The following is a 19,866-nucleotide window of genomic DNA, read 5'->3' on the forward strand; positions in this document are numbered from 1 at the left end:
CGGGGTGCGGCGCGACCCTACCGGCCGCGCCGCACCTCGAAGTGGTCGATCCGGTCCCCGTTCTGCGCCAGCGCGGACACCGTGAGACGCGCGGCCGGGCCCGTCTCGGCCGCCACCTCCAGGACGGAGAAGCCGGTGTAGCGCACCCGGGACCACTCCACCGTCTCCGCCTCGGTGTCCCGGGACTTCGTCCAGTGGAAACTCCGTACCGCGTCGTGCCGGGTGACATGCCCCTCATAGCTGTCCCCGACCCCGGACGGGAACGAATACAGGTTCCGGCCGCCGCCGCCCGCGGTGACGTACACGATCCCGTCCCGGGTCGGATCCGTGGACCCGCCGATCGGCACCGCCCGGCCCACCGCGCCGTCGCGCACCGCGTCGGTCCGCTCGTACACATGGTTGTGCCCGTTGATCACCAGGTCCACCTGATGCCGCGCGAACAGCGGCAGCCACGCGTCCCGCACGCCCCCGTCGGAGGCGTGCGTGGAGGTGGAGTAGGCGCAGTGGTGGAAGAAGACGACCACGAAGTCGACGTCCCGCGCCGAGCGCAGCTCGCCGAGGGTGCCGTCCAGCCACTTCGTCTGCCGGCCGGCCGTGTGCCCGAGGTTGGCCGGGATCTCGTACGACACGTCGTTCGCGTCCAGCGCCACGAAGCCGACGTTGCCGTAGACGAAGGCGTACGCCCCCGGTGTTCCCTGCGGATCGAAGCCGCTGTCCGGCAGGGAGAAACGGGCGAGCTGGCCGCCGTAACCGTCCGGCGAGTACCAGGCCTCCATGTCGTGGTTGCCGGTCGTCACCATCCAGGGGACGGACCGGGCGACCGGCTCGGTCTGCTTCAGGAACAGGTCCCAGTACCGCGGGTCGTAGCCGTCCGACGTGCTGCCGGTGCCGTTGGCGTCCGCGTAGCAGATGTCGCCCGCGTGCAGATGGAAGGCCGGCCGCCGGCGCAGCAGGACGTCGTCGTTGGCGCTCGCGCTCCTGCTGACGCCCTGGTCGCCGAAGGCCGTGAAGACGAAGCGCTCCGGGGTGGCGGGCGCGGTGCGGAAGGAGGCGATCGTCGAGCGATGGGCGGGGGAGGCGGGGTCCCAGCCGTCGTGGCCGACGCCGTAGTAGTACGTCGTGCCGGGACGCAGACCGTCCAGGGCCGCATGCACGTAGTACTGCTCCACCGCGGGCCGCACCCCGTCCAGGCCCGGCGTGTGCAGGTCGCGCAGCTCCGCGTCGGTCCGGCGACTCAGCTCATCGGGGCGCGAGCCGACCCGCACGAACGGCCGGCGGACCGCGAACGGCACCTGCCAGGAGATCCGCATCCCGGTCTTCGGGTCGGCGCCGAACGCGAGATGCCGGCCGAACGGGGCGATCGCGCCGCCCGCGACCCGCGAGGTCGCCGCTGCGGGACCGGAGGCCGGCGCGGACGCCGGGCCGGACGGCCCCGAGCAGCCGGACAGCAGCCCGCCGGCCACCGCGCCCGCCGTCACCAGGGTGCGGCGCCGGGACAGCCGGGTCCGCAGATACTCGTGCTGCTCGGCCATGCTCATCCGGCTCGCCAGCCGCCGCGGGATGCCGAAGTCGGGGGTCTCCATGACGATGAACTTTTCCACCGGCCGCCGACGACCGCCCCACACCCGGGTGAACGTCCGACGAAGCACCGGGCCGGTCACCCGTCCGAGCGGCCCCGCGTTGTCCGTATGGCGGACGGCTCATGTCATCCCATGGGACGAGGAGTAGGGTGCCGACATGTCTCGCAGCATCAATCTCGCAGTGATCCCCGGCGACGGAATCGGCCAGGAGGTCGTGGCCGAAGGTCTCAAGGTCCTCTCCGCCGTCCTTCCGCAGGATGTGAAGCTGGAGACCAAGGAGTACGACTTCGGCGCCCAGCGCTACCACGCCACCGGTGAGACCCTCACCGAGGCCGACCTCGACGCGCTGAAGCAGCACGACGCCATCCTGCTCGGTGCGATCGGCGACCCGTCGGTCCCCTCCGGCGTCCTGGAGCGCGGCTTCCTGCTCAAGCTCCGGTTCGCCTTCGACCACCACGTCAACCTGCGTCCGTCGAAGCTGCTCCCCGGCGTCGCCACCCCGCTGGCCGGTCAGCCCGAGATCGACTTCGTCGTCGTCCGCGAGGGTACCGAAGGCCCCTACACGGGCAACGGCGGCACCATCCGCACGGGCACCCCGCACGAGGTGGCCACCGAGGTCTCCGTCAACACCGCCTTCGGTGTGGAGCGCGTGGTCCGCGACGCCTTCGCCCGTGCCCAGGCACGCCCGCGCAAGAAGCTCACGCTGGTCCACAAGAACAACGTGCTGACCTTCGCCGGGCACCTGTGGACGAACATCTTCAACCAGGTGGCCGCGGAGTACCCCGAGGTCGCCACCGAGTACATCCACGTCGACGCCGCCACCATCTACCTGGTCACCCAGCCCGAGCGGTTCGACGTCATCGTCACCGACAACCTCTTCGGCGACATCATCACCGACCTCGCCGCGGCCGTCTCCGGCGGCATCGGCGTGGCCGCCTCCGGCAACATCAACCCGAGCGGCACGTTCCCGTCCATGTTCGAGCCGGTCCACGGCTCGGCCCCGGACATCGCGGGCCTGGGCAAGGCGGACCCCACCGCCACCGTCCTGTCCGTCGCGCTGCTGCTGCGCCACCTCGGCTACGACACCGAGGCGGTCCGTATCGAGGACGCCGTCTCCGCCGACCTCGCGGAGCGCGCAGCGGGGCCCGCCCGCAGCACCTCGGACATCGGCGACGCGCTCCGCGTACGCGTAGCCGGCTGAGCCCCGCCGCGCCGCACCAAGCCGTCGGGTTGCTCAGGCACCCGGCGGCTTCCCCATCGTCCCCGCCGGGTGCCACCATCGACCCCTGGGCCGTATTCACCCCGATTCCTTCCACCTGTGCCCCGCGTGATAATCGGACGCGGAGCCGCGGCATGAGGGAATGCTCGGACGTCCTAGCACCGGCCGCCGGCCGGGCGGGCGTGAGCGCGGCCCGTCACTACAACCGGTGAAGGACTACCACTGATGACGACGCCCACGATCGGGCTCAAGCCCTCCGCCCACCCGCTGCCCGCAGCGGAGCGGGAGGCGATCCTCGCCAACCCCGGATTCGGCCGCCACTTCACCGACCACATGGTGACGATCAAGTGGACCGAGGGCCGGGGCTGGCACGACGGCCAGCTCGTTCCGTACGCGCCGATCCCCCTCGACCCGGCCACCAACGTCCTGCACTACGCGCAGGAGATCTTCGAGGGTCTCAAGGCCTACCGCCGCCCCGACGGCTCCGTGGCGACCTTCCGCCCGGACCAGAACGCCAGGCGTTTCCAGAGTTCCGCCCGCCGACTGGCCATGCCCGAACTCCCGGTCGAGACCTTCATCGAGGCCTGTGACGCCCTGGTCCGCCAGGACAAGGACTGGGTGCCCGCACACGGCGGCGAGGAGTCCCTCTATCTGCGGCCCTTCATGATCGCGACCGAGGTCGGGCTGGGTGTGAAGCCGGCCAACGAGTATCTGTTCCTCGTCATCGCCTCCCCGGCCGGCGCGTACTTCGCCGGGGGCGTCAAGCCGGTCTCCATCTGGGTCTCCGAGGACCGGGTCCGCGCCGTTCCCGGCGGCATGGGCGACGCCAAGACGGGCGGCAACTACGCCGCCTCGCTGCTCGCCCAGGCGGAGGCGGCGGCCGAGGGCTGCGACCAGGTCTGCTACCTCGACGCGGTCGAGCACCGGTGGGTCGAGGAACTCGGCGGCATGAACCTGTACTTCGTGTACGGCAACAAGATCGTCACGCCGACCCTCAGCGGCTCGATCCTGGAGGGCGTCACCCGCGACAGCCTCCTGACCGTGGCCCGCGACCTCGGTTACGAGTCGGAGGAGGCCCGCGTCTCCATCGAGCAGTGGCAGCGCGACTCGGAGGACGGCACCCTCACCGAGGTGTTCGCCTGTGGCACCGCCGCCGTCATCACCCCGGTCGGCACGGTCAAGCGCGCGGGCGCCGAGTGGAAGGAGTCGGAGGGCGAGCCCGGCAAGGTCACCCTCGAACTCCGCCAGGCCCTCCTCGACATCCAGCGCGGCATCACCGAGGACAGCCACGCCTGGATGCACCCCCTCGGCTGACCACCACGCCGACGGCCCGGCTTCCCCCGGACCCCGGACCCCGGACCCCGAGTCCCGAGTCCCGAGTCCTGGGGTCCGGGGCCCGGGGTCCGGGGCGAAACCGGTCGGCGGGGACACCAAGAGTGGAGCGAGGACCGGCTTGGCGTCGAGCACGGCCGACTGCTCACCCGCTGCGCGGCGGCCCGTGCCCGCCTCGACGCCTACGTCGACCTGTACGTTCCCGACGGCCACCGCGATCCGCACCGGACGCTCCGGCCGGAGGTCCGGAACCGCCCGCAGGCCGCCGCCACCGACGACGCCCGCGACCGGCGGGCCGCCATCGAGGGCGCCTGGCACCGCGCCCTCGTCGCCCTGACCGCCGCGGGCGTCTCGCACGGCGCGTTCCGGCCCGTGCACGCCGACCGCTTCGCCGCCCGGCTGCGCGCCCTCCTCGACGCCTTATCCGTCCATGTGGCGGTCGGCCTGCGCGGCACCCGGCCGGGCCCAGACCCTCGGCCACGTACGGGAGTTCCCAAACGAGTCGCTGGGACCTGCGGAGTACCCGGACGCCTGACGACGTCGGCGGCCGGGGTCCCGCACGCCCGTGAACGCAATGAACACAATGCGGTTCGCTCTTGTCGCACCTGCGAACCCCCGGCACGTTACGTCCATGGGACGAGAGCACTGGAAGAGGATCTGGATCGGCTCGGCGGGCAACATGGTCGAGTGGTTCGACTGGTTCGTGTACGCGAGCTTCGCCACCTACTTCGCCGGGGCGTTCTTCCCGAGCGGCAACCCCACCGCCCAGCTGATGAACACCGCCGGCATCTTCGCCGTCGGCTTCTTCATGCGCCCGGTCGGCGGCTGGCTGCTGGGCCGGGTGGGCGACCGCAGGGGCCGCAAGGCCGCGCTGACCCTGACCGTCACACTGATGTCCGCGTCCGCGGTACTCATCGCCGTCGCGCCGACCTACGCGGTGGCCGGCTACGGCGGCGCGCTCGTCCTGCTCGTCGCCCGTCTGCTGCAAGGGCTGTCGGTGGGCGGCGAGTACGCGGCCAGCGCCACCTACCTCACCGAGGCGACGGACCCGCGCAGGCGCGGCTTCGCCTCCAGCTTCCAGTACGTGTCCATGACCGCGGGCCAGATCGTCGGCCTCGGCCTGCTGATCGTCCTGCAGCGCACCATGTCCGACGACGCGCTGCACAGGTACGGCTGGCGCATCCCGTTCGTGGTGGGCGCGCTCGGCGCCGCGGTCGTCTTCCATCTGCGCCGCACCATGCTGGAGACCGAGGTGTACGCGCAGGATGCTTCGGGCAGCGAGGAGCGCGGCACCCTGCGCGCGCTGTGGCGGCACCGGCGGGAGGCGTTCCTGGTCATCGCGCTGACCATGGGCGGCACGGTCGCCTACTACACGTACACCACGTACCTCACCAAGTACCTGTCGAACTCGGCGGGCCTGGCCAAGGAGACCGCCACCCTCGTCTCCTTCACCGCGCTGCTCGTCTTCGCCTGTCTGCAACCCCTCGCGGGCCGGCTCTCCGACCGGATCGGCCGCCGCCCCCTGCTGATCACCTTCGCGGTCGGCTCCACCGTGCTCACCGTGCCGATCATGATCCTGCTCAAGCACGCGGACGGCTACTGGCCCGCCCTCGGCCTCGCCCTGCTCGCGCTCGTCGTGGTCACCGGCTACACCTCGATCAACGCGTGTGTGAAGGCGGAGCTGTTCCCGACCGGGGTGCGCGCGCTCGGCGTGGCGCTGCCCTACGCGATCGCCAACGCCCTGTTCGGCGGCACGGCGGAATACGTCGCCCTGTGGTTCAAGAGCGCGGGCGCGGAGTCCGGCTTCTTCTGGTACGTGGCCGGCTGTGCCGCGGTGTCCCTCGTGGTGTACGTCACCATGCGGGAGACGAAGGACCTGGATCTGACCCGGGTGCCGTCTCACGAGGCATCTGGTGTGACGACCGCATCCTGAGACGGGCGGTGAGCCGGGGGCGGACTGTGCCACACTGCCCCCGTGCTCTCGTTCGCCATGATTATTGGCAGCAGGCGCGCCGGTCCGCAGTGACCACCACGTACGACCAGGTACGGGTGGCCACCGTCGTCCTCGACCCGCGCGCAGACCTCTCGCACCCGCGAGGGGTTTTTTCGTTTCCTGGCCCACCTTCAGCCGGGAACGGAGCGCGGGGGAGTATGGGGGGATGGTGGAGCCGGTCATTCCGGAACGACCGAGATCCCAAACAGGAGCCTTGAGACCATGACCGAGACGGAAACCAGCGAGCTCGACGACTCGTTCCACGTGTTCGACACCACGTTGCGCGACGGCGCGCAGCGCGAGGGCATCAACCTCACCGTCGCGGACAAGCTCGCCATCGCCCGGCACCTGGACGACTTCGGAGTGGGCTTCATCGAGGGCGGGTGGCCCGGCGCGAACCCCCGGGACACCGAGTTCTTCGCCCGCGCCCGGCAGGAGATCGACTTCCGGCACGCCCAGCTCGTCGCGTTCGGCTCGACCCGTCGCGCCGGCGCCAAAGCCGCCGACGACCCGCAGGTCAGGGCGCTCCTGGAGTCCGGCGCCCCGGTCATCACGCTGGTCGCCAAGTCGCACGACCGGCATGTGGAGCTGGCGCTGCGCACCACGCTCGACGAGAACCTGGAGATGGTCCGCGACACCGTGTCCCACCTGCGCGCGCAGGGCCGCCGGGTGTTCGTCGACTGCGAGCACTTCTTCGACGGCTACCGGGCCAACCCCGAGTACGCGAAGGCGGTCGTCCGGACCGCAGCGGAGGCCGGCGCGGACGTCGTGGTGCTGTGCGACACCAACGGCGGCATGCTGCCCGCCCAGATCCAGGCCGTGGTCGCCACGGTCCTCGCGGACACCGGCGCCCGGCTCGGCATCCACGCCCAGGACGACACGGGCTGCGCGGTGGCCAACACCCTCGCGGCCGTGGACGCCGGCGCCACCCATGTGCAGTGCACCGCGAACGGCTACGGCGAGCGGGTCGGCAACGCCAACCTCTTCCCGGTGGTCGCGGCCCTGGAGCTGAAGTACGGCAAGAAGGTCCTCCCGGAGGGCCGGCTGTGCGAGATGACACGCATCTCGCACGCGATCGCCGAGGTCGTCAACCTCACCCCGTCCACCCACCAGCCGTACGTCGGCGTCTCCGCCTTCGCCCACAAGGCCGGCCTGCACGCCTCCGCCATCAAGGTCGACCCGGACCTGTACCAGCACATCGACCCCGAACGGGTCGGCAACACCATGCGCATGCTGGTCTCCGACATGGCGGGCCGTGCCTCCATCGAGCTGAAGGGCAGGGAACTCGGCATCGACCTCGGCGGCGACCGGGAACTGGTCGGCCGGGTCGTGGAGCGGGTCAAGGAACGCGAGCTGAAGGGCTACACCTACGAGGCGGCGGACGCCTCGTTCGAGCTGCTGCTGCGCGCGGAGGCCGAGGGCAGGCCCCTGACCTACTTCCGGGTCGAGTCCTGGCGGGCCATCGTCGAGGACCGCCCCGACGGCACCCACGCCAACGAGGCCACGGTCAAGCTCTGGGCCAAGGGCGAGCGCATCGTCGCCACGGCGGAGGGCAACGGCCCGGTCAACGCCCTGGACCGGGCCCTGCGGGTGGCGCTGGAGAAGATCTACCCGCAGCTCGCCAAGCTCGACCTCGTCGACTACAAGGTCCGCATCCTGGAAGGCAAGCACGGCACCCAGTCCACGACCCGGGTCCTGATCGCCACGTCCGACGGCAGCGGCGAGTGGTCCACGGTGGGCGTGGCCGAGAACGTCATCGCGGCCTCCTGGCAGGCCCTGGAGGACGCCTACGCCTACGGCCTGCTCCGAGCAGGAGTCGAACCGGCAAAGTAACCCCCGGGGCGGGCCACCGCCCCGGACTCCCCGCGTTCCCGAGACCAAGGGGCGCGGGGCTGTATCGCCGCGCGGGCCTGTTCGGCGGCGCGGGTGATGCTTGCGCCGACGGAGCCGAGGGAGCGGGCGATGTTCTCCAGGCGGGTGGCGGCCGGGGTGTGGGGGCCGAGGACGGCGACGCCTTGGCCTCTCGACCTCCGCGTCACCACCTCCCACGGCGACATCGCCGCCCGCGGCCTCGGAAGGAGCGGAAGGCGGCCGTAGCCGAGACCATGAGGACGAAACGACCGTATATGGGCGGATTCGGGTAGCTTCGAAGGATGAAGGCCGTACCGAGGGCCGCACCCGCGGCCGTACGACGGGCCCGAAGCCTCCGGCGACTTCGGCGCCGGCGGCTACCAGGGCGGTGATGTGTCGGGCGCCGACTTCGACCCCGACGACTTCGGGGGCGGGTTCGGCGACGGCGGCGGCTTCGACGGGGGAGGCGACGTCGGCGGGGGCGGCGGCGACTTCGGCGGCGGCTTCTGAGGCCGGTCCCGAAAGGGGACCGGCGGCTCAGGCGTTCTTGATGGCCGAGATGTCGAAGTTCAGCTTGATCTTGTCGGAGACCAGGACACCGCCCGTCTCCAGGGCCGCGTTCCAGGTCAGACCCCACTCGGAGCGCAGGATCTCCGTCCTGCCCTCGAACCCGACGCGCTCGTTGCCGAAGGGGTCCTTGGCGGAGCCGTTGAACTGGAGGTCGATGGAGAGCGGCTTGGTGACGCCGAGGATGGACAGGTCACCGGTGATCCGGTAGTCGTCCCCGCCCAGGGACTCCGCCTTGGTGGAGCGGAAGGTCATCGTCGGGAACTCGTCGGTCTTGAAGAAGTCGGACGACTTCAGGTGGCCGTCGCGGTCGGCGTTGCCGGTCTCGATGCTGTCCATCGTGACGTCCAGCGAGGCGGTCGACTTGGCGGGGTCGGTGCCGTCGAGGTGCAGCGTGCCGGACAGCTCCGTGAAGCTGCCCTTGACGTTGGTGACCATGGCGTGGCGGGCGACGAAGCCGATCGTGGTGTGGGCCGGGTCGATCGTGTAGTCGCCGGTGACCGAGGCCAGGTGGGGGCTCACCGTCGCCGCGGCGGTGGCGTCGGTCGTCCGGTCGGCGTGCTTGTTGCCGAAGATGCCCATCTCGTACTCCTTGGGGACGAAGAGATCATTGATGTTGAACGTTCAATGAGCCGTTGAATGAGACCGTAGACCCATCCGGTTTAATATTCAACATCATCCGTCGGTGTGTCGCCTCTCGTACGGTGCGTCACGCGATTCCCCGGCGGGACGGCCGTACCGCTAGGCTCTGCGCGGACCGCCGTCCGAGGGGGTCGCGTCACTCCGGGGATGGCATGTGCCGTACGTGAATGTGAGGCCGCTCTCCGGTGACGGCTTTGTGACCTCTCCACAAGCGCGACACCCTCTGAGCAGTCGGAACGGCTGTATCGCGGTGAGGTTCTGTTCAGGGGTACCAGGAAAACGGGCCGGAGACTGTACGGAGTCGACGGCTCGCTTTTCTTGGTGTCCTTCGTAAGGTCGCTACATGACCGTTTTGGAAGAGACGACGGGTGAGCCGGCCGGTGAACCGGCGGACGCGCGCGGGCGGGTCGCCGAGTTGCACGACATCCGTGCGAGGGCGCTGGCGGGGCCCAGCGAGAAGGCGACCGAGGCGCAGCACGCCAAGGGCAAGCTGACGGCCCGGGAGCGCATCGAGCTGCTCCTCGACCCGGGTTCCTTCCAGGAGGTCGAGCAGCTGCGCCGGCACCGGGCGACCGGGTTCGGCCTGGAGGCCAAGAAGCCGTACACGGACGGTGTGATCACCGGCTGGGGCACGGTGGAGGGCCGTACGGTCTTCGTCTACGCCCATGACTTCCGGATCTTCGGCGGCGCGCTGGGCGAGGCGCACGCGACGAAGATCCACAAGATCATGGACATGGCCATCGCGGCCGGAGCCCCGCTGGTGTCCCTGAACGACGGGGCGGGCGCCCGGATCCAGGAGGGTGTCTCCGCGCTGGCCGGCTACGGCGGCATCTTCCAGCGCAACACCAAGGCGTCGGGCGTCATCCCGCAGATCAGCGTGATGCTTGGGCCGTGCGCAGGCGGCGCCGCCTACAGCCCGGCGCTCACCGACTTCGTGTTCATGGTCCGTGAGACCTCGCAGATGTTCATCACCGGGCCCGACGTGGTCAAGGCGGTCACCGGCGAGGAGATCACCCAGAACGGACTGGGCGGGGCCGATGTGCACGCCGAGACCTCCGGTGTGTGCCACTTCGCCTACGACGACGAGGAGACCTGCATCGCGGAGGTGCGCTACCTCCTGTCGCTGCTGCCGCAGAACAACCGGGAGAACCCGCCGCGCGTGGAGTCGGCCGACCCGGTGGACCGGCGCGGCGATGCCCTGCTCGACCTGGTCCCGGCGGACGGCAACCGCCCCTACGACATGGCCAAGGTCATCGAGGAGATCGTCGACGACGGCGAGTATCTGGAGGTCCACGAGCGCTGGGCCCGCAACATCATCTGCGCACTGGCCCGCATCGACGGACAGGTCGTCGGCATCGTCGCCAACCAGCCGCAGGTGCTCGCGGGTGTGCTGGACATCGAGGCGAGTGAAAAAGCTGCGCGCTTTGTTCAGATGTGTGACGCTTTTAACGTCCCGATCGTCACCTTCCTGGATGTCCCTGGGTTCCTCCCCGGTGTCGACCAGGAGCACGGCGGGATCATCCGGCACGGCGCGAAGCTGCTGTACGCCTACTGCAACGCGACCGTGCCGAGGATCTCGCTCATCCTCCGCAAGGCGTACGGAGGCGCGTACATCGTCATGGACAGCCAGTCCATCGGCGCCGACCTCACGTATGCCTGGCCCACCAACGAGATCGCGGTGATGGGTGCGGACGGCGCGGCCAACGTCATCTTCCGCCGGCAGATCGCCGGGGCCGAGGACCCCGAGGCCATGCGGCAGAAGATGGTCAAGGAGTACAAGGCCGAGCTGATGCACCCGTACTACGCGGCGGAGCGTGGCCTGGTGGACGACGTCATCGACCCGGCCGAGACCCGCGAAGTGCTGGCCAAGTCCCTGGCGATGCTGCACACCAAGCACGCCGACCTGCCCTCACGCAAGCACGGCAACCCCCCGCAGTGACCCCGGCGGACCCGCGGTAACCCACTGGTTCCCGCGCGGAAACCTCTCTTACGGAGACTGACAGCCATGAACACTCCCGACATCCGCGTCGAGAAGGGCCACGCCGAGCCCGAGGAGGTCGCCGCGATAACGGCGATTCTGCTGGCCCGTGCCGCCGCCCGCAGCTTTGAGGCTGCCCCCGCGCACCGAGGCCGCGCCAAGGCCGGCTGGCGCCGCCTGGACCGCGAGCCAGGATTCCGAGCCCCCCACAGCTGGCACGCCTGACCCCCCGCACGCCAAGAAGGGCCCCTCACCACCAGAGGGGCCCTTCTCGGCGTGCGCCCCAAGGGGGCGCGGGGAACTGCGCTCAGGGGGACGCGCCCCCGAAGGGGCGCGGGGAACGGCGAGCGGCCACCGACCACCCGCAGCCGGCGTACGACCGCCCGCGGCCCCCGGTAGTCGAACGCCGCGGGAAACAACTCAGCGCAGCCGAGCCATCAACGCGTGCTCCACGAGAGTGATCAGCGCACTCTTCGCATCCGCCCGGTGCCGCGCGTCCGTCGTGATGATCGGCGTGTCCGGCCCGATCTGCAGCGCCTCACGCACCTCGTCGGGGGAGTACGGCTGGCTGCCGTCGAAGCCGTTCAGGGCGATGACGAAGGGGAGACCCGAGTTCTCGAAGTAGTCGACCGCGGGGAAGCAGTCGGCCAGCCGGCGGGTGTCGACCAGCACGATCGCGCCGATGGCGCCGCGCACCAGGTCGTCCCACATGAACCAGAACCGGTCCTGGCCGGGGGTGCCGAACAGGTAAAGGATCAGGTCCTGGTCGAGGGTGATGCGGCCGAAGTCCATGGCGACCGTCGTGGTCGTCTTGTCCCCGGTGTGGGTGAGGTCGTCGATGCCTGCTGAAGCGGACGTCATGACGGCCTCTGTGCGCAGCGGGTTGATCTCCGAGACGGCGCCGACGAACGTGGTCTTACCCACGCCGAAGCCGCCCGCCACCACGATCTTCGCTGAGGTGGTGGAGCGGGAAGGACCGCCGCTAGAGCTTGCGAAGTCCACTGAGCACCCTTTCGAGCAGTGTCACGTCTGGCTGGCCACCGGCGGTCTCGTCGCCGCCGGGCTGATGGATGGCTACCAGGCCCGCCTCCGCCAAGTCGGCGACGAGGATCCTGGCCACGCCGAGGGGGATGGTCAGCAACGCCGAGATCTCGGCGACCGACTTGATCTCTCGGCACAGATGGCAGATCCGCTGATGCTCGGGCAACTGGCCCTGCATCTGGTGCGGCTGCGCGGTGGTGTGCACCAGCGCCTCGATGGCGAGCTGGTACCGCGGGCGGGTCCGGCCGCCGGTCATGGCGTACGGACGCACCAAGGGGTTGTTCGCCGCCGTGGTGGGCGCCGGCTCGGGGCGGCGCTGCGGCTGCACCGGCTGGATGCGCGGTGCCGACGGCTGGTCGTACGGCGAAGGGCCGGGGCCCTGCGGTGCGTACGGCTGCCGGTGGCTCGGGGTGGAGGGGAAGTTGTACCGGTTCGCCGAACCGTCGCCCTGGCCCTGGGCAGGACCGTACGACCAGTTACCCGCAGACGAACCGCTTGGGGGTGTTGCCACTTTTCTCCTCCTCCGACCGTGCCGGGCACCCGTCCCTGGGAAGCCGCGTCCCGAAACCTTACGGCCCCGGGACCCGAAAACGCACCGTCTGTCTGTTAGTTGAGAAGGCTTCCCTGGAGTTCCGCGCGGAGATCCGGGGTGAGAACCGTGCCCGCGCGGTCCACCAAAAGCGCCATCTCGTACCCGATGAGGCCGATGTCCGCCTCGGGGTGTGCCAGGACTGCGAGGGACGAGCCGTCGGAGATGGACATGATGAAGAGGAATCCCCGCTCCATCTCCACAACCGTCTGATTCACGCTGCCCCCCTCGAAGATCCGGGAGGCGCCTGCCGTCAGAGACGTCAGACCGGAGGCGACGGCCGCGAGCTGGTCGGCGCGGTCGCGGGGAAAGCCTTCGGACATCGCCAGAAGGAGTCCGTCGGCGGAGACCACCACGGTGTGGGACACCCCCGGGGTGCTGTCCACGAAGTTGGTGATCAACCAGTTCAGGTTCTGTGCCGCCTGGCTCATCGGGCTCACACTAACGCTCCTGGTCGTAGGTGCTGTCAGGACCGAAGCCCTGGCCGTTCGTTTCACTGCCTGCACCGGCGTTGCGCCCGCGCTGGACGCCCCGACGCAGGTTGCTCAGCCGGCCCCGGATGTCCTCCGGGGCGCGGGAGACCTGTGGGCCTCCCTGCGGGGTGGCTTCCGCGGCGCCCTCGACCAGGTTGGCCTTGGGCACCCGCCGAGGCAGGCCGGAGGCGGTGACCCCGCCTGCCTTGGGCTTGCGCAGCTGCGAGGCCTGCTGCCAGCGCTCGTCGTTGGCCGAACGCCACGCGCTGTCGCCGTTGCTCTCCGGTGCGGGAGCCGACGGCTCCTGGCGCGCGCCCGCCGCGCCGCCCGCGCCGTTGCCGTTCGGACCGCTCGCGTGGGATCCGCGGCGGGGCAGCCCGGCGTCGGTCAGCTCGTGGACGGCGGAGGAAGCCGGTCCCGGACGGTCGAAGCCTACGCGGTCCCGCTCCGCCACGTCACCGGCCTGCGCGGATTCCGGTTCGGCAGCGTACTGGGCCGGATAGCCGTGGTGGTAACCGTCCTGCTGCGGCCAGCCGCCCTGCTGCGGCTGCTCCTCGAAGGGGCGGTAGGGGTCGGCCGCGGCGGCATGGGCGCCGGCCTGCTGCTCCTGGACGGGCTCCGGATACGACGGCTCCGTATAAGACAGCTGCGGGTAGCCGCCGCCCGCCGCGAAGGCGTCGCCCTGCGGGAGGCCGCCGCCCGCCGCGAAGTACTGCTCGTCGTACGCCGCACGGCCCGGCTCCTCGTAGGCCGGCTGCGGGTCGTAGGCCGCGGGCTGCTCCTGGTAGCCGGTACCGCCGGCGTCGTAGGCCGGCGCGCCGAACTCCTCGGCGTAGGAGGGCGCCTCGGGGGTCTCCGGCTGCGCCTCGGCGGGCTGGGCCGGGTCCTGCGACTGGGCCTCCAGGGCCGCGCGGCGCTCCTCGCGCATCAACGAGCGGCCCACCGGGTTCAGTTCGCGGATGTCGTCCGGGACGTCGGTGTAGCGGGTGTCGTCGAAGCCGAGTTCGGCGGCGGTGCGCAGCGGCGGCGGCTGGTTGAAGTTCTCGCCCTGGAACTGCTGCTCCGGGATGATCTGCGAGACCGTGAACTCCTCGCGGTCCAGCGGCTGTTCACCGCCACCGCCGTGGGTGATGGCGTCGGGGAGCATGACCAGGGAGGTGGTGCCGGCCTGCTCTCCCGAGGGCCGCAGCTGGACGCGGATGCCGTGCCGGTCGGACAGCCGGCCGACCACGAACAGGCCCATGCGCTGGGAGATCGCCGCGTCCACGGTCGGCGGGTTGGCGAGCTTGTGGTTGATGTCCGCGAAGTCCTCGGCGGTCAGGCCGATGCCCTTGTCGTGGATCTCGATCATGATCCGACCGTCCGGCAGCCGGGTGGCGGTGACCCGAACCTTGGTCTGCGGCGAGGAGAACGTCGTCGCGTTCTCCAGCAGCTCGGCCAGCAGGTGCACGAGATCGGTGACCGCGCGGCCGTGGATCTCGGCCTCCGGTACGCCGGACAGTTCCACGCGCTCGTACTGCTCCACCTCGGAGGAGGCCGCGCGCAGTACGTCGACGAGCGGGACGGGCTGGTCCCAGCGGCGGCCGGGTTCCTCGCCGGCGAGGACGAGCAGGTTCTCGCCGTTGCGGCGCATACGGGTGGCGAGGTGGTCCAGCTTGAAGAGGTTCTCCAGCTGGTCCGGCTCGGCCTCGTTGTTCTCAAGGTCGGTGATCAGGGTCAGCTGGCCCTCGATCAGCGCCTGGTTGCGGCGCGAGAGATTGGTGAAGATCGCGTTGATGTTGCCCCGCAGCATGGCCTGCTCGGCGGCGAGCCGGACGGCCTCGCGGTGGACCTGGTCGAAGGCCCGGGCGACCTCGCCGATCTCGTCGGTCGAGGCGATCGGGATCGGCGGGACCCGGGTGTCGACACGGCCCGGGTCGGTGCGCGAGAGCTGGTCGACCAGCATCGGCAGGCGCTGCTCGGCGATGCCGAAGGCGGCGTTGCGCAGCTGCCGCATCGAGCGGCTCATCTGCCGGGCGACGGCACCGGCCAGGATGAACGCGACGAGCAGCGCGACCACGACCGCGGCACCCGTGATGAAGGCAGCGGTCCGGGCGTCGGCGGCGATGCCGGATGCCTCGCTCACGGCCTTGTCGGCCAGGTCCGCCTCGATCTGGCGGTACGCGGTGAACTTGAGGGTGTTGACCGCCCACCAGTTCTGCGCGGTGATGCCCTTCTGGGCGAGCTGGTCACGGGCGGGCGCGCCGGTGTCCGGCAGGGTGGCCACGGCGGAGACCATCGTGGTCGTGTTGGACGGCGGGGCCACGTACTTCGGGTCCTTGGCCCTGGCCTCCTGGACCAGTGCGACGCCGTCGGCCTTGATCTTCTTCTCGGCGTCGACGAGCTTCTGCGCGTCCGCGTCGGTGCCACCGGCGCGGTACTCCTCGACGGCGATCCGCTCCAGATAGGCGTAGGAGGAGAGGGCGACCCGCTGGGTGGCCAGGTTCGGCGCGTCCGGGCCGGGCTTGACCAGCAGGTGCATACCGATGGAACGCTCCAGCGACAGCGCGGCCTTGGTCAGCGAGATGGCGTAGACGGTACGGCCGTAGGAGGTGACGCTGCCGGTGCCCAGACCGAGTTCGTTGGCGAACTCCATCAGGGGATGGGCGACGCCGACGTAGCCCTCTTCGGTGTTCACACCGGTGAGCTTGGTGGTGTAGGCGCTCGCCCGCAGGCCCTGGAGCTTGGGCTCCTCCTGCCGGAACAGCTTCAGACGGCGCTCCAGGCCGGCCGTGTGCGGCATGCCCTGGGCGGCCTCGTCGAAGGCGGCGGCGGCCTGGTCGGTCTTCTTGCGGGCCTCGGTGACGGTGTCCTTGTCGGTGTTCAGCAGCAGGGGCGCCGCGGAGACATCACGCTCGACGTAGAGGGCGTCGGCATAGGTGAGGGCGGCGCGGACCAGGCGGGCGGTGCTCTCCGCGTCCCGGGCCTGCTGCCAGGTGTCGATCGAACTCTTCACCTGGAAGCCGCCCATGACGAGACCGACCACCACGGGTATCAGCAGGATCGCGTTCAGCCGGGTCGGCACCCGCCAGTTGCGCGGAGAGAGACGGCCGCCGCGCGGGGTGGGGGTCGCCGACCGCTCCCAGCCGGGCACAGGGGTGGGCGCCGCAGCGCGCGGCGGGGTGAAGTTCCCCCGGGCCGACGGCTCGGGACCGCTCTTGCTTCGCCTCACTCGACCAACAACCTCTCGGCGGCGGGCACCTACGTCGTGCCGCAGTCTCTCAGAGCCCCGTGGGTCAGGGATCACTCAGCCCCACTCAGCTACGGAGTACGTCCTTGACTAATGGGCAGTTCAGGCATTCCAGCACGACGACCAGCACACTTCCAAACAGTGGAAATCACGGATTCCGAGTGATCCGTATCGCAGATAAAACGGTCATAAAGAGCGAGCCCCGTCAAAAGACGGGGCCTTTGTGAGCGCAGCGGCACCGGTCGACAACGACGCGTGGCCGTACCATCCGATTCCTCTGCCGAAACGTTATGAACAGCGGAGCCGACCGTGTCAAAGGCCACAGCCCGCTCCGCTGTCCGTACGACAACTGCCGTATGTCACTGCCGACTTGAGTGCTAGCCGCTACCTCAGCCGGGCCATGAGGGCGTGCTCGACCAGCGTGATCAGCGCACTCTTGGCGTCGGCCCGATGCCGGGCGTCCGTCGTGATGATCGGCGTGTCCGGTCCGATCTGCAGTGCCTCACGCACCTCGTCGGGGGAGTACGGCTGGTGGCCGTCAAAACCGTTGAGCGCGATGACGAACGGCAGACCGCTGTTCTCGAAGTAGTCGACCGCCGGGAAACAGTCGGCCAGCCGACGGGTGTCCACCAGGACCACGGCGCCGATGGCGCCGCGCACCAGGTCGTCCCACATGAACCAGAACCGGTCCTGGCCGGGGGTGCCGAACAGGTAGAGGATCAGGTCCTGGTCGAGCGTGATACGGCCGAAGTCCATGGCCACCGTGGTGGTGGTCTTGTCCCCGGTGTGGGTGAGGTCGTCGATGCCCGCGCTGGCGGACGTCATCACGGCCTCCGTGCGCAGCGGGTTGATCTCGGAGACGGCACCGACGAAGGTCGTCTTGCCGACGCCGAAGCCACCCGCCACCACGATCTTCGCGGAGGTGGTGGCCCGCCCCCCGTCAGAGCTTGCGAAGTCCACTGAGCACCCTTTCGAGCAGTGTCACGTCCGGTGCACCGCCGTTGTTCTCGTCGCCACCCGGCTGGTGGATGGCGACCAGGCCGGCCTCGGCGAGGTCGGCGACCAGGATCCGGGCCACGCCCAGGGGCATGGTGAGCAGCGCGGACACCTCGGCCACGGACTTCACCTCGCGGCACAGATGGCAGATCCGCTGGTGCTCCGGGAGCAGCCCCATGAGCGCTGCCGGGTCGGCCGTGGTGCTGATCAGTGCCTCGATGGCGAGCTGGTAGCGCGGCCGGGTCCGGCCGCCGGTCATCGCGTAGGGACGTACCAGCGGCTGGTCGCCCTCGTCCCCGTACGGCTCCGCGTACGGATCATGAGAGGCGGTGGGCGGGGTCATGAATCCTCCGGGCGGGACAGCAGGTCGGTCAGTCGTGCCGTCTGACGGGGCCGTGGGGGGATTGTGGCGGCCGGACGGTGATTTGGTGAGCTGGGTAGATCCGGGGCCGGTCAGTGGAGCAGACTGCCCTGTAGTTCGGCGCGCAGGTCGGGTGTGAGGACGGCGCCCGCGCGGTCGACGAGGAGCGCCATCTCATAGCCGACGAGGCCGATGTCGCACTCGGGGTGGGCCAGGACGGCGAGGGACGAGCCGTCCGAGATGGACATGAGGAAGAGGAACCCGCGTTCCATCTCGACGACCGTCTGCGCCACATCGCCCCCCTCGAAGATCCGGGAGGCCCCGGCCGTCAGCGAGGTGAGCCCGGAGGCGACGGCCGCGAGCTGGTCGGCGCGGTCGCGGGGAAAGCCTTCCGACATCGCCAGAAGGAGTCCGTCGGCGGACACGACGACGGTGTGGGACACCCCGGGGGTGTTGTCCACGAAGTTGGTGATCAACCAGTTGAGATTCTGTGCCGCCTGGCTCATCTGGCTCAACTAACGCTCCTGCTGGTGAGTGGGGCTCGGGAAGCTGCCGGTCTGGCCGTTGTTGACCTGACGACCCTGCGCGATACCCCGACGGAGATTGGTCAGCCGTCCGCGCACGTCATCGGGCGCGCGCGAGACCTGCGGACCGCTTTGGTGCTGTTGCTGCTGAGCCGTGCCCGGGACGAGGTTCGCCCGGGGTACCCGGCGCGGCAGGCCGGAGGTGGTGACCCCGCCCGCCGCGGGCTGGCGCACCCGCTCGGCCTGCCGGACGAGTTCGTCGTTCGGCGAGCTGCGCCAGGAACTCGTGACAGGACGCTGCGGACCCGTCGAAGGAGCCGGCCCGCCCTGCGGCTGCTGCCCGGCCGGAGCCGAGCCGTTGCCCTGCTGGCCGCCGCGGAACCAGTTGGTCTCCAGCGTGTCGTACAGCGGTGTACGGCCGTCACCGGGACCGGTCGCCGGGGGCAGCGCCTCCGGCTCCTGACGGGGCGTGCGCCGCGGCGGCACCGACGGGCGCTGCCCGGAGAAGTCGGCGCCCCGGCCGTTGGTCTGCGGCCGCTCGAACTGGCCCGTGTGCTGCTGGTTCGGCCGGCCGGGCAGCGAGTGCCGCCCGGTGGAGCCGTTGTCGAAGTCCTGTGCGGGGAACTGGCCGGTGGCACCGTTGTCGTAGCCCTGCGCCGGGGACCGCCCGGTGGAGCCGTTGTCGTAGTCCTGTGCCGGGGACCGCCCGGTGGCACCGTTGTCGTAGTCCTGTGCCGGGGTCCGCCCGGTGGAGCCGTTGTCGTAGTCCTGTGCCGGGGACCGCCCGGAGGAGCCGTTGTCGTAGCCCTGTGCGGGGAACTGGCCGGTGGAGCCGTTGTCGTAACCCTGCGCCGGGGACCGCCCCGTGGAGCCGTTGTCGTAGTCCGGCGTGGCGAAGGGGCCGGTGGAACCGTCGTCGTACGCCTGCTGGGCGGCGAACCCGTCCGGGGCGGGGGCGTCCGGCCGGCCGCTCGGCGTGCCGAAGACGTCGGAGCGCACGAACTGGCCCGAGCCCTGCCGGCCGGGCCCGCCCGGGCGGCCGAACGAGCCGCCGCCCTGCGGGGCGTCGAGGCCGGGGCGGGCGAACTGACCGGTGTTCTGGGCGTCGTTCGCGCCGGTGAAGTCCGGCCGGGAGAACTCGTCCGTGACGGCCGGATCCTGAGGGGCGTCGGCCGCCGGGATCGCCGGTATCTCCGCCGTCGAGCCGGGGCCCTGGCGGTCGTCGAACCGCGGCATGCGCGAGGTCTGCGCCGCATCCTGCTCGTCATGGCCGCGCGGGGTGTCGAGCGAGGCCCGGGACAGCGGCGGCCGCGCGTTCTCGTCGCTCCAACCGGGCGTGCGCGGCTGCGGGTTGCCGCCCGGCAGCTCGGCCCGCGGCCCGCCGCGCGGTGGCAGCTGCGGCTGCCGGCCCCGGTCGGCGCCGCCGCCGCGCTGCGGGGGCATGCCACCGAAGACATCCTGCTCAGGTCCGCCCGGACCGGCCGCCCGCAG

General features: G+C 70.6%; 15 protein-coding genes and 3 pseudogenes. 7 read left to right on the top strand and 11 right to left on the bottom strand.

Annotated elements, in window-relative coordinates; genetic code table 11:
- Positions 1-17: 17 nt before the first annotated feature.
- Positions 18-1,583 (bottom strand): purple acid phosphatase family protein, encoded by a 1,566-nt coding sequence (locus tag ABT245_RS27570; protein ID WP_351738182.1) that lies wholly within the window; start codon positions 1,581-1,583, stop codon positions 18-20.
- Positions 1,584-1,737: 154 nt separating this feature from the next.
- On the opposite strand from ABT245_RS27570, the gene ABT245_RS27575 reads away from it, so the two are divergent.
- From ABT245_RS27575 to cimA, 5 genes and pseudogenes are all read left to right on the top strand, one after another.
- Positions 1,738-2,781 (top strand): 3-isopropylmalate dehydrogenase, encoded by a 1,044-nt coding sequence (locus tag ABT245_RS27575; RefSeq protein WP_351738184.1) that lies wholly within the window; start codon positions 1,738-1,740, stop codon positions 2,779-2,781.
- Positions 2,782-3,024: 243 nt separating this feature from the next.
- Positions 3,025-4,113: a branched-chain amino acid aminotransferase gene (locus tag ABT245_RS27580; protein WP_351738187.1), complete on the top strand. Its 1,089-nt coding sequence runs from the start codon at positions 3,025-3,027 to the stop codon at positions 4,111-4,113.
- Positions 4,114-4,233: 120 nt separating this feature from the next.
- Positions 4,234-4,666: pseudogene (locus ABT245_RS27585) on the top strand (TetR family transcriptional regulator C-terminal domain-containing protein); the annotation flags it as partial.
- Between the two features lie 96 nt (positions 4,667-4,762).
- Entirely contained in the window at positions 4,763-6,064 is a 1,302-nt protein-coding gene (locus tag ABT245_RS27590) for an MFS transporter (protein WP_351738190.1), read from the top strand.
- A 282-nt stretch (positions 6,065-6,346) separates the two neighbouring features.
- A complete protein-coding gene (gene cimA, locus ABT245_RS27595) occupies positions 6,347-7,957 on the top strand; it encodes a citramalate synthase (protein ID WP_351738193.1) in 1,611 nt (536 codons plus the stop codon).
- On the opposite strand, the pseudogene ABT245_RS27600 reads toward cimA, so the two are convergent.
- Both ABT245_RS27600 and ABT245_RS27605 read right to left on the bottom strand, forming a co-directional pair.
- A pseudogene (locus ABT245_RS27600) lies at positions 7,918-8,142 on the bottom strand (MarR family transcriptional regulator); the annotation flags it as partial. The gene cimA and the pseudogene ABT245_RS27600 sit on opposite strands and share 40 nt — an antisense overlap.
- Positions 8,143-8,512: 370 nt before the next feature.
- On the bottom strand, positions 8,513-9,124 hold the full coding sequence (locus ABT245_RS27605; protein ID WP_351738195.1) for a YceI family protein: 612 nt from the start codon (positions 9,122-9,124) through the stop codon (positions 8,513-8,515).
- A 403-nt stretch (positions 9,125-9,527) separates the two neighbouring features.
- Between ABT245_RS27605 and ABT245_RS27610 the strand changes: the two genes are divergently transcribed.
- Complete coding sequence (locus ABT245_RS27610; RefSeq protein ID WP_351738197.1) at positions 9,528-11,123, top strand: acyl-CoA carboxylase subunit beta; 1,596 nt, start codon at positions 9,528-9,530, stop codon at positions 11,121-11,123.
- A 66-nt stretch (positions 11,124-11,189) separates the two neighbouring features.
- Positions 11,190-11,387: an acyl-CoA carboxylase subunit epsilon gene (locus ABT245_RS27615; RefSeq protein ID WP_351738200.1), complete on the top strand. Its 198-nt coding sequence runs from the start codon at positions 11,190-11,192 to the stop codon at positions 11,385-11,387.
- A gap of 195 nt (positions 11,388-11,582) precedes the next feature.
- On the opposite strand, the gene ABT245_RS27620 is transcribed toward ABT245_RS27615, so the two are convergent.
- The 8 genes and pseudogenes from ABT245_RS27620 to ABT245_RS27655 all read right to left on the bottom strand — a co-directional run.
- The gene (locus ABT245_RS27620; RefSeq protein ID WP_050369277.1) at positions 11,583-12,164 is read right to left on the bottom strand and encodes a GTP-binding protein; all 582 of its coding nucleotides are present in this window, start codon (positions 12,162-12,164) and stop codon (positions 11,583-11,585) included.
- On the bottom strand, positions 12,145-12,714 hold the full coding sequence (locus tag ABT245_RS27625; protein WP_351738204.1) for a DUF742 domain-containing protein: 570 nt from the start codon (positions 12,712-12,714) through the stop codon (positions 12,145-12,147). The genes ABT245_RS27620 and ABT245_RS27625 overlap by 20 nt, the downstream gene beginning before the upstream one ends.
- 95 nt (positions 12,715-12,809) lie before the next feature.
- Complete coding sequence (locus tag ABT245_RS27630) at positions 12,810-13,223, bottom strand: roadblock/LC7 domain-containing protein (RefSeq protein ID WP_283285850.1); 414 nt, start codon at positions 13,221-13,223, stop codon at positions 12,810-12,812.
- A gap of 10 nt (positions 13,224-13,233) precedes the next feature.
- A complete protein-coding gene (locus ABT245_RS27635; RefSeq protein ID WP_351738207.1) occupies positions 13,234-16,476 on the bottom strand; it encodes a sensor histidine kinase in 3,243 nt (1,080 codons plus the stop codon).
- 402 nt (positions 16,477-16,878) lie between these two features.
- The gene (locus ABT245_RS27640; RefSeq protein ID WP_351738210.1) at positions 16,879-17,454 is read right to left on the bottom strand and encodes a GTP-binding protein; all 576 of its coding nucleotides are present in this window, start codon (positions 17,452-17,454) and stop codon (positions 16,879-16,881) included.
- Positions 17,435-17,833 carry a DUF742 domain-containing protein gene (locus ABT245_RS27645; RefSeq protein ID WP_121890765.1) on the bottom strand — a complete coding sequence of 133 codons (399 nt, stop codon included), beginning with the start codon at positions 17,831-17,833 and terminating at the stop codon, positions 17,435-17,437. The genes ABT245_RS27640 and ABT245_RS27645 overlap by 20 nt, the downstream gene beginning before the upstream one ends.
- A 110-nt stretch (positions 17,834-17,943) precedes the next feature.
- Entirely contained in the window at positions 17,944-18,357 is a 414-nt protein-coding gene (locus ABT245_RS27650) for a roadblock/LC7 domain-containing protein (protein WP_121890767.1), read from the bottom strand.
- Positions 18,358-18,366: 9 nt separating this feature from the next.
- Positions 18,367-19,866 (bottom strand): annotated as a pseudogene (locus tag ABT245_RS27655) (nitrate- and nitrite sensing domain-containing protein); the annotation flags it as partial.

The sequence above is a fragment of the Streptomyces sp. NPDC001508 genome, from assembly GCF_040298665.1.
In the GTDB taxonomy this organism is placed as follows: domain Bacteria; phylum Actinomycetota; class Actinomycetes; order Streptomycetales; family Streptomycetaceae; genus Streptomyces.